At 65.1% G+C, this 12375-nt stretch carries 12 protein-coding genes; 3 read left to right on the top strand and 9 right to left on the bottom strand.

Features of this window, described 5'->3' with window-relative positions; all coding sequences use genetic code 11:
* Positions 1 to 11 precede the first annotated feature (11 nt).
* From FFS18_RS00875 to FFS18_RS00855, 5 genes are all read right to left on the bottom strand, one after another.
* Positions 12 to 473: an AAC(3)-I family aminoglycoside N-acetyltransferase gene (locus FFS18_RS00875; protein WP_137869367.1), complete on the bottom strand. Its 462-nt coding sequence runs from the start codon at positions 471 to 473 to the stop codon at positions 12 to 14.
* Positions 473 to 1123 carry a TVP38/TMEM64 family protein gene (locus tag FFS18_RS00870; RefSeq protein WP_137869366.1) on the bottom strand — a complete coding sequence of 217 codons (651 nt, stop codon included), beginning with the start codon at positions 1121 to 1123 and terminating at the stop codon, positions 473 to 475. Before FFS18_RS00870 ends, FFS18_RS00875 begins: the two co-directional genes overlap by 1 nt.
* 17 nt (positions 1124 to 1140) lie before the next feature.
* On the bottom strand, positions 1141 to 2322 hold the full coding sequence (purT, locus tag FFS18_RS00865) for a formate-dependent phosphoribosylglycinamide formyltransferase (RefSeq protein ID WP_137869365.1): 1182 nt from the start codon (positions 2320 to 2322) through the stop codon (positions 1141 to 1143).
* 71 nt (positions 2323 to 2393) lie between these two features.
* A complete protein-coding gene (locus tag FFS18_RS00860; RefSeq protein WP_120215627.1) occupies positions 2394 to 2876 on the bottom strand; it encodes a GFA family protein in 483 nt (160 codons plus the stop codon).
* A gap of 53 nt (positions 2877 to 2929) precedes the next feature.
* Positions 2930 to 3634: a glutathione S-transferase family protein gene (locus tag FFS18_RS00855; protein ID WP_137869364.1), complete on the bottom strand. Its 705-nt coding sequence runs from the start codon at positions 3632 to 3634 to the stop codon at positions 2930 to 2932.
* A 104-nt stretch (positions 3635 to 3738) separates the two neighbouring features.
* Between FFS18_RS00855 and FFS18_RS00850 the strand changes: the two genes are divergently transcribed.
* Together FFS18_RS00850 and FFS18_RS00845 are read left to right on the top strand one after the other, a co-directional pair.
* On the top strand, positions 3739 to 4086 hold the full coding sequence (locus FFS18_RS00850; protein ID WP_137869363.1) for a winged helix-turn-helix transcriptional regulator: 348 nt from the start codon (positions 3739 to 3741) through the stop codon (positions 4084 to 4086).
* A 71-nt stretch (positions 4087 to 4157) separates the two neighbouring features.
* Positions 4158 to 4568: a hypothetical protein gene (locus tag FFS18_RS00845; protein ID WP_137869362.1), complete on the top strand. Its 411-nt coding sequence runs from the start codon at positions 4158 to 4160 to the stop codon at positions 4566 to 4568.
* A 12-nt stretch (positions 4569 to 4580) separates the two neighbouring features.
* On the opposite strand, the gene guaA is transcribed toward FFS18_RS00845, so the two are convergent.
* A complete protein-coding gene (guaA, locus tag FFS18_RS00840; RefSeq protein WP_137869361.1) occupies positions 4581 to 6182 on the bottom strand; it encodes a glutamine-hydrolyzing GMP synthase in 1602 nt (533 codons plus the stop codon).
* A gap of 189 nt (positions 6183 to 6371) precedes the next feature.
* Between guaA and FFS18_RS00835 the strand changes: the two genes are divergently transcribed.
* Positions 6372 to 8768: a TonB-dependent receptor plug domain-containing protein gene (locus tag FFS18_RS00835; RefSeq protein WP_137869360.1), complete on the top strand. Its 2397-nt coding sequence runs from the start codon at positions 6372 to 6374 to the stop codon at positions 8766 to 8768.
* On the opposite strand, the gene FFS18_RS00830 is transcribed toward FFS18_RS00835, so the two are convergent.
* The 3 genes from FFS18_RS00830 to FFS18_RS00820 all read right to left on the bottom strand — a co-directional run bounded on the left by FFS18_RS00830 (position 8765) and on the right by FFS18_RS00820 (position 12344).
* Entirely contained in the window at positions 8765 to 9817 is a 1053-nt protein-coding gene (locus tag FFS18_RS00830) for a glycosyltransferase family 4 protein (protein WP_137869359.1), read from the bottom strand. The genes FFS18_RS00835 and FFS18_RS00830 overlap by 4 nt on opposite strands.
* Entirely contained in the window at positions 9814 to 10695 is an 882-nt protein-coding gene (locus tag FFS18_RS00825; protein ID WP_137869358.1) for a UDP-2,3-diacylglucosamine diphosphatase, read from the bottom strand. The genes FFS18_RS00830 and FFS18_RS00825 overlap by 4 nt, the downstream gene beginning before the upstream one ends.
* Before the next feature lie 215 nt (positions 10696 to 10910).
* Positions 10911 to 12344: an aldehyde dehydrogenase family protein gene (locus FFS18_RS00820; RefSeq protein WP_171005176.1), complete on the bottom strand. Its 1434-nt coding sequence runs from the start codon at positions 12342 to 12344 to the stop codon at positions 10911 to 10913.
* Positions 12345 to 12375 lie beyond the last annotated feature (31 nt).

The raw sequence follows: 12375 nt of genomic DNA, 5'->3' as shown, positions 1-12375 counted from the left end.
CTTCGTCGGGTTCAGTCTTTCGTTCGCGGCAAGGGCGGCAGGTCGAAATGCATCACATCCTCGCGCACGCCGAGCTTGGTATATAACGCAACCGCAGGATCGTCGCCATAGTCGGCCTGAACGAACACCGCCCAGGCGCCGGTTTCGGCGGCGATATGCTGGAGTTCGGCGATCAGCGCAGTGGCGATGCCGCGGCGACGGTGCGCCGCATCGACCGCGAGATCGTAGAGATAGATTTCGCTCCGCGCCGCTTCGAGCTTCGGGAGGTCATAAGCGGTGAGGCCGCCGACAATCTGGCCGTCGAGCTCGGCGACCAGCAGGATGAGGCTGTCTCTGCCGAGCTGGCGCGCCAGCCATGCGTCATCGGGCTGATCGATCCGATAGGTGACGGGGTCGTCGAACGCAGCGGCATAGACGGCATTGAGCGCGCGCATCGCGGCGACGTCGGCGGGTCCCAGGCGTCGGATGATCATCATCGTCTCCATCGTTCGATCGCCTGCCAGCCGAGCCATGCGGCAAGCGGCACGCCAATCGCTCCCAGCATCAGCAATTCGGTCGATGTCCGCTCGACCGCCGCGGCGCCGATCGCGGCATAGACGACGCCGACCCCCAGATTGCCGAGCGCCACGGCGAACAGAAAGTGCCCAAATGCCATTCCGGCAATCCCTGCGGCGATCGGGGTCATCTCGCACAGAATGGGGACCGGGCGCGATACGATCAGCGCCACCGGGCCCGCGCGTTCGGCGATCCGGTGCGCGCGCTCCAGATCATCGGCGCCGAGCAGCCGCGCGGCAAGCGGACGCGCGCCCCAGCGACCGAGCGCATAGCCCGCAGTGCTGCCGCCCATCAGCCCCAGCCAGATGACGAAGGTGCCAAGGGCAAAGCCAAAAGCGGCGCCCGCCAGTGTGTTGGTCACCCCGTTCGGTACCGGCAGGAAAACGTCGAGCGTCAGCGCGGCGACGATCAGCGCGGCGGCGGCAAAGGGGCGTTGGTCGGCCGCCGCCAGTACCCGGTCGCTGATCGCGACAAATTCCTCGCGAAAGATCAGCGGCACGCCGACGACGATCGCCAGCAGGCCGATGATCATCAGCCAGCGTCGCAGCAGGGAAGGGCGTTCAGCCATGCCCCCCGTCTAACGCGTCAATCGCGATAGTCGATGGTCAGCCGCGCCGCCGCCGCGACCGCCGCGGCGCGCGCGTCGTCGGTCGTGCCGCCGGCGACGCGCGCGAGCGTGACGCCCATCCGGCGGTAGGGGCGGGTCACCGCCTTGCCGAAAATGCGCAAGTCGAGCGCGGTCGCGGGGTCGGGCGGGATGAGTGCGTCGGCCAGCCCGCTGATCGCGAAATCGCTGGCGTCGCGGTCGGCGAGCAGTACCGCGCTGGCGCTGGCGTCGGGCACGTTGATCGCCGGGATCGGCAGGCCGAGGATCGCGCGGGCGTGGAGGTCGAATTCGGACAGCGACTGCGAGATCAGCGTGACCATGCCGGTGTCGTGCGGCCGCGGGCTGAGTTCCGAGAAGATGACCGTGTCGCCCTTGACGAAAAACTCGACCCCGAAAATGCCGTGGCCGCCGAGGGCATCTACGACCTTGGTCGCCATATCCTGTGCGCTGGCCAGTGCGGCCTTGGACATCGCCGCAGGCTGCCAGCTTTCGCGGTAATCGCCGCGTTCCTGGCGGTGGCCGATCGGCGGGCAAAAGGTCACACCGTCCTTGTGGCGGACGGTGAGCAGGGTGATCTCATAATCGAAGTCGATGAACGCCTCGGCAATTACCCGTAGCCGGTCGCCGCGCATCCCGGCGGCGGCATAGTCCCACGCTGCGTCGATGTCGGCTTCGCTTTTGACCGTGCTTTGGCCCTTGCCCGACGACGACATCACCGGTTTGACGACCAGCGGAAAGCCGATGCGCACCGCGGCCGCATGCAACTGCTCGCGGGTTTCGGCATATTCGAAGGTCGAGGTGGTGAGCGCGAGTTCGCTGGCGGCCAGATCGCGGATCGCGTCGCGGTTCATCGTCAGCTGCGCGGCGCGGGCCGACGGAACGACATGATAACCGTCGGCTTCGACCTCGGCGAGGATTTCGGTGCGGATCGCCTCGACCTCGGGGACGATATGGTCGGGCCGATGCTTTTCGATCGCGCCGCGTAATGCATCGCCGTCGAGCATCGAAAACACTTCAAAGGCGTCGGCGACCTGCATGGCGGGCGCGCCGTCATAGCTGTCGCACGCGATGACGCGGCAGCCGAGGCGTTTCGCGGAAATGACGAATTCGCGGCCCAGCTCGCCCGAACCGAGCAGCAGGATGGTGGCGGTGGGGGTCATGGCAGGCTCCGCTACAGGAATTTCGTCCTGCCTCTAATCGCAGTCGCCAGGATTCGCCAGCGCGCCGGTCGTCATTCCGGCCAGCGCGCCGTGTCGTGGTCGGGATGCTGGTGGTTGCTTGTCCTGATGGCATCGACGTAGGCGGCCATGGTTTCCTCGGTGGTACCCTCGGCGTTGATCGGCAGCTGTTCGAACAGCGGCAGCTGGCCCTCGACCCCGAACTGGACGCGCGGCGGGAATTGCGCCGGGTTGTCGAACGAGCCGGTGGTCAGGTTGATATGCTTGCTGTCGTGATAGTCATAGGTCAGCGGGGTGCCGCAGTCGCTGCAGAAGCCGCGCGAAGCCTTATCCGAACTGGCGAAGGTCGCGGGTTCGCCGCGCGTCCAGCGGATCGCGTCGCGCGGGACGCCGATCAGCGCGATGAAGAAATTGCCCGCTGCCTTCTGGCACATCCGGCAATGACAAATGTGCGAGGTGTCGAGCACTGCGGTGACATGATAGCGCACCGCGCCGCACTGGCAGCCGCCCGAGGCCTGGGTTTCGATCCGGTCCATGCCGCGATGCTATCAAGGGCGGCGCAGCCTCGCAACTGCGCCGCCATCGATCATCAGGTGCCGAAGCGGTCGATCACCTCGGCCAGCGGGATATGGCCGCGGAACGCACCGCTTCCCGTCACGCCGTCGCCGCTTTCCAGCGCGGTGGCAAAGATGACCGCGGTATCGGCCTCCAGCCGCGTGCGCAGGGCGGCGAGCTTTGGCCAGCGCCCCGGATCGGCGACCTCGTGAAACTCCAACCAGCGCGCAATGCCGATGAACAGCGCGTCGGCCAGCGTCGGCCGGTCGCCAACGAAATAGGGGTCGTCGCCGACCATCGCTTCCAGCTTGTCATGGCGTTCGATCACGGCTTCCTTGCCATATTCGCGCAGCGCTGCCTGCAACGCCGGGCGCGGCGGGTCCATTTCGAGCGCGACCCACAGCGGGCTGAAGGCGCCGGTGAAGCCGGTGTTGATGAACGCCATGATCTGCCGCATCCGGTCGGATTGCGCCGACAGCGGATCGGGGCTGATCCGGCGATCATCGTCGCGCGCCGCCAGCCATTCCGCGATCGCCATGGTTTCGGTCAGCGCACGGCCTTGATCGGTGATCAGCGCGGGCGTTTCGTGCCGCGCGTTGATGCGGGCATAGGACGGCTCGCGCATTTCGCCGAGCATGTCGACGCGGCACAGGCGATAGGGTTTGCCCAGCCATTCGAGGGCCGCAACAAGGCCCATGGAACTTCCCAGCGGGAAGCCATAAATAAGGATCGGTTCCATTATATTGCTCCGTCTTCGTGAGGGGGAGCTGCGCAGCAATTTGCGATATAGGGCGTTCGTTTCGTGCGTAAATTACGCACCTTTTTGTAACCATGAGGGTCGTGATGAAGAATTTGGTCTCGCGCTGTCCGATCGAGGAAGTGATGCAGCTGTTGAGCGGCCGCTGGCCAACGCTGCTTATCTATTATCTCAGCGACGGAACGAAGCGATTCAGCGATCTCCAGCGCGACAATCCGACGATTTCGCACAAGATGCTGACGATGGAACTGCGCAACCTGGAAGATGCCGGGATCGTCCGGCGCACCGAGTTCGAGGGCTATCCGCGCCGCGTCGAATATGACCTGACGGCGGACGGCGAAAGGCTGGTGCCGCTGATCGATGCGCTGGGCGACTGGTGGGACGGGGTCAACGCCGCGGCGGAAGCGCCGGCGGCCAAGGTTACGATGATATAGTGTAACAAAATGGTCTGGCCGCGGGTTGGAGCTGCGTATAGCGGCTGCGAGAGAAAGAGGGGGGATCTTGAATGCTGGACAACCTGCCGGAGCAGTTGCTGCGCCATCGCCGCGCGGTGGGCATCGTCGCCATCCTGATCGCGGTGTTGACGTGGACTATCGATTTGACCGGCGTAGTCTATGAATGCCCCTATTGCCGCAGCCAGCGGACGGTGATCGGCCTGCTCGGTCTTTTGTTGATGCTGCCTAATCCGGCGCATTGGTTGGTGCGTTATTTGTCGGCAGTGTTCGCGGTGTTCGGACTGTCGGTAGCGGCGACCCAGCATTTTCGCGGCTGGGCACGCATCATGGGCGGCGAGTTCGAATGGGGCGAGCAATGGTATGTCAACGCGTGGATGCTGTCGGGCTTCGCCTTGTTCATCACCGTCGGCCTGCTGCTGCTGATCTGGAGCTGGCGACCTACAGCGCCAGTCGCTGCCTGACGCGTCTGCCCGTCACTCCCACTCGATCGTCCCCGGCGGTTTCGACGTATAGTCGTACACCACGCGGTTGATGCCCTGCACCTCGTTGATGATGCGCGTCGCGCAGCGGCTGAGGAAGGCGGCGTCGAAGGGGTAGATGTCAGCGGTCATGCCGTCGGTCGAGGTGACGGCGCGCAGCGCGCAGACATGGTCGTAGGTGCGACCGTCGCCCATGACGCCGACGGTCTTGACCGGCAGCAGCACCGCAAATGCCTGCCAGATTGCGTCGTAGAGGCCCGCACTCCGGATTTCGTCGAGATAGACGGCGTCGGCCTTGCGCAGGATGTCGCAGCGTTCCTTGCTGACTTCGCCGGGGATACGGATCGCGAGGCCGGGGCCGGGGAAGGGGTGGCGGCCGACGAAGATGTCGGGAAGGCCAAGTTCCTTGCCGAGCAGGCGCACCTCGTCCTTGAACAGCTCGCGCAAGGGCTCGACGAGCTTCATGTTCATGCGCTCGGGCAGGCCGCCGACATTGTGGTGGCTCTTGATCGTGACGCTGGGTCCGCCGGTGAACGAAACCGATTCGATGACGTCGGGGTACAGTGTGCCCTGCGCCAGGAAATCGGCGCCGCCGATCTTCTTCGCTTCTTCCTCGAACACGTTGATGAATTCGGCGCCAATGAATTTGCGCTTCTTTTCGGGATCGGTGACGCCCGCGAGGCCCGCCATGAAGCGCTCCTCGGCATCCACGACGACCAGCGGGATATTGTAATGGTCGCGGAACAGCCGCTCGACCTGTTCGCGCTCGTTCATGCGCAGCAGGCCGTGGTCGACGAAAACGCAGGTGAGCTGCTCGCCGACCGCTTCGTGGATCAGCACCGCCGCGACCGCGCTGTCGACGCCGCCCGACAGGCCGCACAGCACGCGCTGGTCGCCGACCTGCGCTCGGATTTCGGCGATCTTGGTGGCGCGGAATTCGGCCATCGTCCAGTCGCCGCTGCAACCGCAGACGTGGCGGACGAAATTGGCGATCAGCTTGGCGCCGTCGGGGGTGTGGACGACCTCGGGGTGGAATTGCGTCCCGTAATAGCGACGCTCGTCATCGGCGATCAGCGCAAAGGGGGCGCCGTCGCTGACCGCGACGATGCGGAAGCCAGGGGCAAACTCGGTGACCTTGTCGCCGTGGCTCATCCACACCTGATGCCGTTCGCCGACCTCCCACAAGCCGTCGAACAGCACGCAGGGTTCGGTGACGGTCAGGAAGGCGCGGCCAAATTCGCCGTCGCGCTCGCCATCGATGCCGCCGGGTTCGACGCGGCCGCCGAGCTGCTGGCTCATCACCTGTTGCCCGTAACAGATGCCGAGGATGGGGAGGCCACTGTCGAACACCGATTGCGGTGCACGCGGGCTGCCGTCAGCGGGGACCGAGGCGGGCGAGCCGGAAAGGATGATCCCTTTCGGCTGCATGCGTTCGAGCGCGGCCTCGGCCAAAGTGAAGGGGACAATCTCGCTATAGACCCCCGCTTCACGGACGCGGCGGGCGATGAGCTGGGTCACCTGGCTGCCAAAATCGATGATCAGGATTGATTCACCATGATCGGACTTCGGCGCGGCGGATGTGTCTGGAGTCGGCATGGCTGGCCGATAAGGGCAGCGCGCCATGCTGTCCAGCGGTCGATATGGCCCGTTGGTGGAACGCGGATGGCCTCGACACATTGTTGCGACAATTGCGACATAAATGAACCGGCCACAAAGATGCGCGTCAGCAAGGGTTCAGTCCGGTCGCGCCAAAAGAAGCAAGAAAAAACAGAAGGCTCTCCCCCCATGAAGCATGCCCATCTCTCCCTTTCCGCGCGCGCGCTGTTGCTCACCGCCAGCGCCGCGCTCGCCTGGCCCGCCATGGCCGAAACCGATGCGATGCCTGCCAGCGCCGCGGTGACGGCGATCGCTGACCAGCCATCGGCGCCGGTCGTCAGCGCGTCGAGCGACCCCGAAGATGAATATGAAGAGATCGACGGCGACGAAATCGTCGTGACCGCGCCGCGCCTTGCCGGGCAGCTGGAAACCGACATCAAGGCCGAGGCCGAGCTCGATGAGGCGGCGATTGCCAGTTACGGCGTATCGAACGTGTCGGAGCTGCTCGAGGCGCTGGCGCCGCAGACGCGCTCGGGCCGTGGGCGCGGCGGCGGGCGACCGATCATCCTGATCAACGGACGCCGGATCGGCGGCTTTGGCGAAGTGCGCAACCTGCCCCCTGAGGCGATCGCCAAGGTCGAGATTTTCCCCGAAGAGGTCGCGCTGCAATATGGCTATTCGGCCGACGAGCGCGTTGTCAACATGGTGCTCAAGCCCAATTTCCGGCAGATCGCGGTCGAGGCCGAAGGCGGCGTTCCGACGCAGGGCGGGCGGTTCCAGAGCGAAGTCGAGGGCAGTTTCCTGGCGATCGGCGAAAATGGCCGGGTCAATGTCAACGCGGGCTGGGAGCAGTCGACGATGCTCACCGAAAGCGAGCGCGGACTTGGCCCCGCAACGCGCAGCTTGTTGCCCGAAAGCGATACCTATCTGATCGATGCGACGATCCAGCGCAGCCTGAACAAGGTCACCGATGCGTCGATCAACCTGCGGCTTGACCAGACCGACAGCCTCTCCTTCCTCGGCCCCGTTGTCGCGGGCGGCGACGTGCCGCTCGAACGCGACAGCCGCAGCCGCAATCTGACGACGACCGCCAGTGTCAACGGCATGCTCGGCGATTGGCGCTGGTCGTTGTCGGGCAATTATGGCGACGCCGATCAGCGCACCTTCACCGACCGGGTGACCGGCGCGCGCGACCGCTTCGACAGCAGCCAGCAAAGCTTTGGCGGCAGTGCTAACCTGTCGGGGACGGTGACCGACGGCTGGGCGGGTCCGATCCGCTTGTCGATGACCGGCAGCTATTCGGGACTGCGCTTTGACAGCCAGTCCGAACGCTCGGGTTTGATCACGACGACCAGCTTGGGGCGCGATACGCCCAGCGTGTTCGGCTCGCTGACGCTGCCGCTGCTCGATCCCGAATATGAGGTGGGCAACATCGGCCGGATGTCGCTGACGCTGAGCGGTCAGGTCGCCAATCCCAGCGATTTCGAGGCGCTCAAAAGCTGGGGGGCTAGCCTCAACTGGGGCGTGACCGACAATCTGTCGCTGATCGCCAGCTTCAACAATGACGAGGCGGCACCCGGCATCCAGCAGCTCGGCGCGGCTCCGCTGGTGACGCCCGGGGTCACCTATTATGATTTTGCGACCGGGCAGACGGTGGAGATCACCACGACGACCGGGGGCAATCCCTTCCTGCTTGCCGAACAGCGCCGCGACCTGAAGCTTGGGCTGAACTGGGAAGTGCCGATGGTCGAAGGGCTTCGGCTGTCGGTCAATTACAACCGCAACAAGAGCAACGACACCGCGAACAGCCTGCCGCTGCTGACGCCCGAGATCGAGGCGGCGTTCCCGAGCCGCGTGACGCGCGACGCCAATGGCGTATTGATCGCGCTCGACCAGCGGCCGGTGAACTTCGACCAGGTCGAAAATTCGCAGATTCGCTGGGGCTTGAACTTCGGCAAAAGCTTTGGCCAACCCGAGCAGGCTGGACGCCCCGGTGGCGGCCCGGGCACAGGTGCGGCAGGCCCGCGCGGCGCTGGTGGTCCGCGGATGGGTGGGCGCGGCGGGCGCGGCGGCGGTGGGCCCGGCGCGATGTTTGGCGGCGGTCCGCAGGGTGGTCGCTGGTCGGTGTCGCTATATCACACCTATAAGCTGACCGACACGATCCTGATCCGCCCGGGGGTTCCCGAACTCGATTTGCTCGACGGTTCGGCGACCGGCAGCGGCGGCGGCAGCAACCGCCACCTGCTCGAACTCGACGGCGGGCTGTTCTACAAGGGGCTCGGCTTTCGTCTGAGTGGCAAATATGACAGCGGCAGCACGGTGACCGGCGGCACCGCGGGCGACCTCAACTTCGGCGATCTTGCGACGTTCAACCTGCGCTTTTTCGCCGACCTCAATCAGGTGCCGAAGCTGACCGAGAAGCTGCCGTTCCTGAAGGGATCGCGCCTGCGCCTGTCGATCGACAATCTGTTCGATGCGCAGCGCAAGATCACCGATGCGAACGGGGTGGTGCCGCTCAATTATCAGCCCGGCTATATCGACCCCCTGGGCCGCTACATCGAGCTGGAGTGGCGCAAGACGTTCTAGGCGGGCGCCCGCGCGGCACCGAAGGTGAATTCGGACGCCGCAACGCCGGGTACGAAGGTCAACGCCTGTACGAACTGGGCGGTGCAGCTTGTCCAGCTGTAGCGCGTACCCAGCGCGGCGGCGTCGGCGCGGTCACAGGTCAGTGCGGTATCGATCGCGCGGCCCAAGTCCTCGTCTAGGGCGCCCGCGCCATCGCGGATGATGTCGCCGGGGCCGGGAACGGGAAAGGCGGCAACGGGCGTGCCGCAGCTCAGCGCTTCGATCACCACCAGCCCGAAGGTGTCGGTGCGGCTGGGAAAGACGAACACGTCGGCACCGGCATAGGCCGCCGCGAGCGCTTCGCCGCCGAGTTTGCCGAGGAACAGCGCGCCGGGGTGCTGCGCCTGAAGCGCCGCGAGCGCAGGCCCATCGCCGACGATCACTTTCGTGCCCGGACGATCAATGTCGAGGAATGCGCCAATATTCTTTTCGACCGCGACGCGGCCGACATAAAGCTGGATCGGGCGCGGGAGGCCGGCATAAGCGGGGTGCGCGGCGCGGTCGGGGCGAAACAGGTCGTGGTCGACGCCGCGTTCCCACATCATCGTCTGGCCCAGCCCCTGGTCGGCGAGCTCACGCGCCAGGCTGCGCGTGGCGACCATGATGTGGCGCGCGGGGCGATGGAACCAGCGGATGAATCGCCAGACGAATGCGGGGGAGAGGGGCAGCCGCGCCGCGACATATTCGGGAAAGCGCGTATGATAGGCGGTGGTGAAGGGAAAGCCGTGCTTCAGGCACCAACGCCGCGCCGCCAGTCCCAATGGCCCTTCGGTCGAGATATGGATCGCCTGCGGGGCAAAGGCGCGGATATGTCGGCCGACCTTGCGCCACCCCGCCAGCGCGAGGCGGATTTCGGGGTAGGAGGGGCAGGGGATCGACCGGAACAGGTCGGGCGAGACGACCGCGACCTCATGCCCCGCCTTGCGCAGTTCGGCGATCGTCGCCTGAAGGGTCCGCACGACGCCGTTGACCTGCGGCTCCCATGCGTCGCTGACAATCAGGATCCTCATGCGGCGCGCGCCGGTGCGGGCAGTTCGAGCGTCGCGGGAGCGCTGCGCTTCGCGACTTCCTCGGCCCAGCGCAATATCTCCATTCGCCCGTCATGATGCTCGACCAGCGCGGTGCAGCCTTCGACCCAGTCGCCGTCGTTATAATATTCGGTGCCCTCGATCTCGCGCATCTCGGCGCTGTGGATATGCCCGCACACCACCCCGTCGACCCCGCGCGAGCGGGCGGCGTGGGCGACGACTTCCTCGTAGCGACCGATGAACTGGACCGCGTTCTTGACCTTGTGCTTGGCGACCATCGATAGCGACCAATAGGGCAGGCCGAACTTGCTGCGCACCGCATTGACGACGACGTTGCACTTCATCAGCGCGGTGTAGGCAGCGTCGCCGACGAAGGCGAGCCAACGGTGCGCGAGCATCACCGCGTCGAACTCGTCGCCATGGACGACCAGCAGTTTGCGCCCGTCCGCGGTTTCGTGGATCGCTTCGCGGCGGATTTCGACCCCGCCAAAATCGAAACCGTCGAACGGCTTGACCATCTCGTCATGGTTGCCGGGGACATAGACGACGCGCGTGCCGCGCTTGGCGCGTTTCAGCACACGCCAGACGACGTCATTATGCTCGGGCGGCCAGAAATGCCGCTTTTTGAGCCGCCAGCCGTCGATGATGTCACCGACCAGATACAGGGTTTCGCAATCGACATGGTCGAAGAAGTCGATCAGCATCGCGGCGTTGCAACCGCGCGTGCCGAGGTGGATGTCGCTGACCCAGACGCTGCGATAGTTGCGGCGCTCGCCGATCACGCGTTCGGGAATATGCGGATCGGTGGTGAAGGGATCGGCAAAACGCGCGGGGATCGGCAGGGTCGAGATCGAGGCCATGTCATGCTCCGTGGCAGCCTTAGCTGCTCACGGGCTAGACAGGAGTTTTGTTACATTGTGCGATTCAAACCCGCGTCGGTTCGGCGACGGTTTGGCGGCGTTTTTGTGACGTTAGTCGGTTAACGTCGCCCCCGCGCAGGCGGGGGCCGCTAGCCGCCTATTCCTGCAGGGCCGCGTAAACCGACAGCGGCCCCTGCCTGCGCGGGGGCGACGAATTACGTCCGCCGGATCACCAAATTCCTGATCTCGCTCATATCCTCGATCGCAAAGCGCACGCCTTCGCGACCCAGCCCCGAATCCTTCACCCCGCCATAGGGCATATTGTCGACGCGGTAGCTCGACACGTCGTTGACGACGATACCGCCGACGTCGAGATGATCCCACGCCTCCAGCACCTTCTGGATGTCGCTGGTGAACAGCCCCGCCTGAAGGCCGAACTTGCTGTCATTGACCTCGGCCAGCGCTTCGTCCCATTGGGCGAATTTCGACAGCACGACGACAGGGCCGAAGGCTTCCTCGACGACGACATCCGCATCGCGCGGCACATTCTCCAGCAGCGCCGCCTCCAGCATATTGCCCGCGCACCCGCCGCCCGCGAGCAGCGTCGCGCCCCCGGCGACCGCATCGTCGATCCAGCCCTTAAGCCGCTGCGCTTCCTTGACCGAAATCATCGGCCCGATGAAGGTATCGCGCAGCTTCGGATCGCCCGATTTCAACGTCTTGACCTTCGCGGTGAGCATGTCGCGGAACTTGTCGTAAATGTCGGCGTGGATGATCACGCGCTGGACATGGATGCAGCTTTGTCCCGACTGGTAATAGCCGCCGAAGATGATCCGCGCGAGCGCATGGTCGAGGTCGGCGTCCTTGTCGACGACCACCGCGGCATTGCCGCCGAGTTCGAGTACGACCTTTTTCTTGCCCGCCTTCGCCTTCAAATCCCAGCCCACGCCGGGCGAACCGGTGAACGACAGAAGTTTCAACCGCTCGTCGGTGGTGAACAGGTCGGCGCCGGCGCGGCTCGCGGGCAGGATGCTGAACGCGCCCTCGGGCAAGATGTCGCATTCGGCGAGCACCTCGCCCATGATGATCGCGCCGAGCGGGGTCAGCGACGCGGGTTTCATCACGAACGGACAGCCGATCGCGATCGCCGGGGCGATCTTGTGCGCGGCAAGGTTGAGCGGGAAGTTGAAGGGCGAGATGAAGCTACACGGGCCGATCGGAACGCGTTTCCACATCCCCATATAGCCCTTGGCGCGCGCCGAAATGTCGAGCGGCTGGACTTCGCCATAGTTGCGCGTCGCTTCCTCGGCGGCGATGCGGAAGGTGTCGATCAGGCGCGTGACTTCGCCCTCGCTGTCGGCGATCGGCTTGCCCGCCTCGACACACAGCGCAAAAGCGAGCTCGTCGAACCGTTCCTGAAAGCGCTGAACGCAATGGCTGAGGACGTCGCGCTTCTCATAGCTCGCGAGCCGCGCCATCGGTTCGGCCGCGCGGACGGCGCCGGCGATCGCCTGGTCGATGACATCGGGGGTGGCGAGCGCGGTGCGGAATGCGACCTCACCGGTGAATTTGTCGATCACCTCGAGGTCAGTGTTCGGCTGCACCGCCTTGTTGTTGAGATAGAGCGGATAGACGTCTTTCAACTTCATCTTACAAATCTCCGTTCCCCGGCGAAAGCCG

Origin of the sequence: Sphingopyxis sp. 2PD (assembly GCF_005503695.1) — a bacterium.
Classification (GTDB): domain Bacteria; phylum Pseudomonadota; class Alphaproteobacteria; order Sphingomonadales; family Sphingomonadaceae; genus Sphingopyxis.
This window is presented reverse-complemented; position numbering and strand designations above follow the sequence as displayed.

What these genes read in the sequence shown, in the direction of transcription:
- FFS18_RS00830 (WP_137869359.1), bottom strand. Translation starts at nt 9,817, where the DNA reads ATGAGGATCCTGATTGTCAGCGACGCATGGGAGCCGCAGGTCAACGGC.
- FFS18_RS00845 (WP_137869362.1), top strand. Translation starts at nt 4,158, where the DNA reads ATGCTGGACAACCTGCCGGAGCAGTTGCTGCGCCATCGCCGCGCGGTG.
- FFS18_RS00825 (WP_137869358.1), bottom strand. Translation starts at nt 10,695, where the DNA reads ATGGCCTCGATCTCGACCCTGCCGATCCCCGCGCGTTTTGCCGATCCC.
- FFS18_RS00875 (WP_137869367.1), bottom strand. Translation starts at nt 473, where the DNA reads ATGATCATCCGACGCCTGGGACCCGCCGACGTCGCCGCGATGCGCGCG.
- FFS18_RS00820 (WP_171005176.1), bottom strand. Translation starts at nt 12,344, where the DNA reads ATGAAGTTGAAAGACGTCTATCCGCTCTATCTCAACAACAAGGCGGTG.
- guaA (WP_137869361.1), bottom strand. Translation starts at nt 6,182, where the DNA reads ATGCCGACTCCAGACACATCCGCCGCGCCGAAGTCCGATCATGGTGAA.
- FFS18_RS00870 (WP_137869366.1), bottom strand. Translation starts at nt 1,123, where the DNA reads ATGGCTGAACGCCCTTCCCTGCTGCGACGCTGGCTGATGATCATCGGC.
- purT (WP_137869365.1), bottom strand. Translation starts at nt 2,322, where the DNA reads ATGACCCCCACCGCCACCATCCTGCTGCTCGGTTCGGGCGAGCTGGGC.
- FFS18_RS00860 (WP_120215627.1), bottom strand. Translation starts at nt 2,876, where the DNA reads ATGGACCGGATCGAAACCCAGGCCTCGGGCGGCTGCCAGTGCGGCGCG.
- FFS18_RS00835 (WP_137869360.1), top strand. Translation starts at nt 6,372, where the DNA reads ATGAAGCATGCCCATCTCTCCCTTTCCGCGCGCGCGCTGTTGCTCACC.
- FFS18_RS00855 (WP_137869364.1), bottom strand. Translation starts at nt 3,634, where the DNA reads ATGGAACCGATCCTTATTTATGGCTTCCCGCTGGGAAGTTCCATGGGC.
- FFS18_RS00850 (WP_137869363.1), top strand. Translation starts at nt 3,739, where the DNA reads ATGAAGAATTTGGTCTCGCGCTGTCCGATCGAGGAAGTGATGCAGCTG.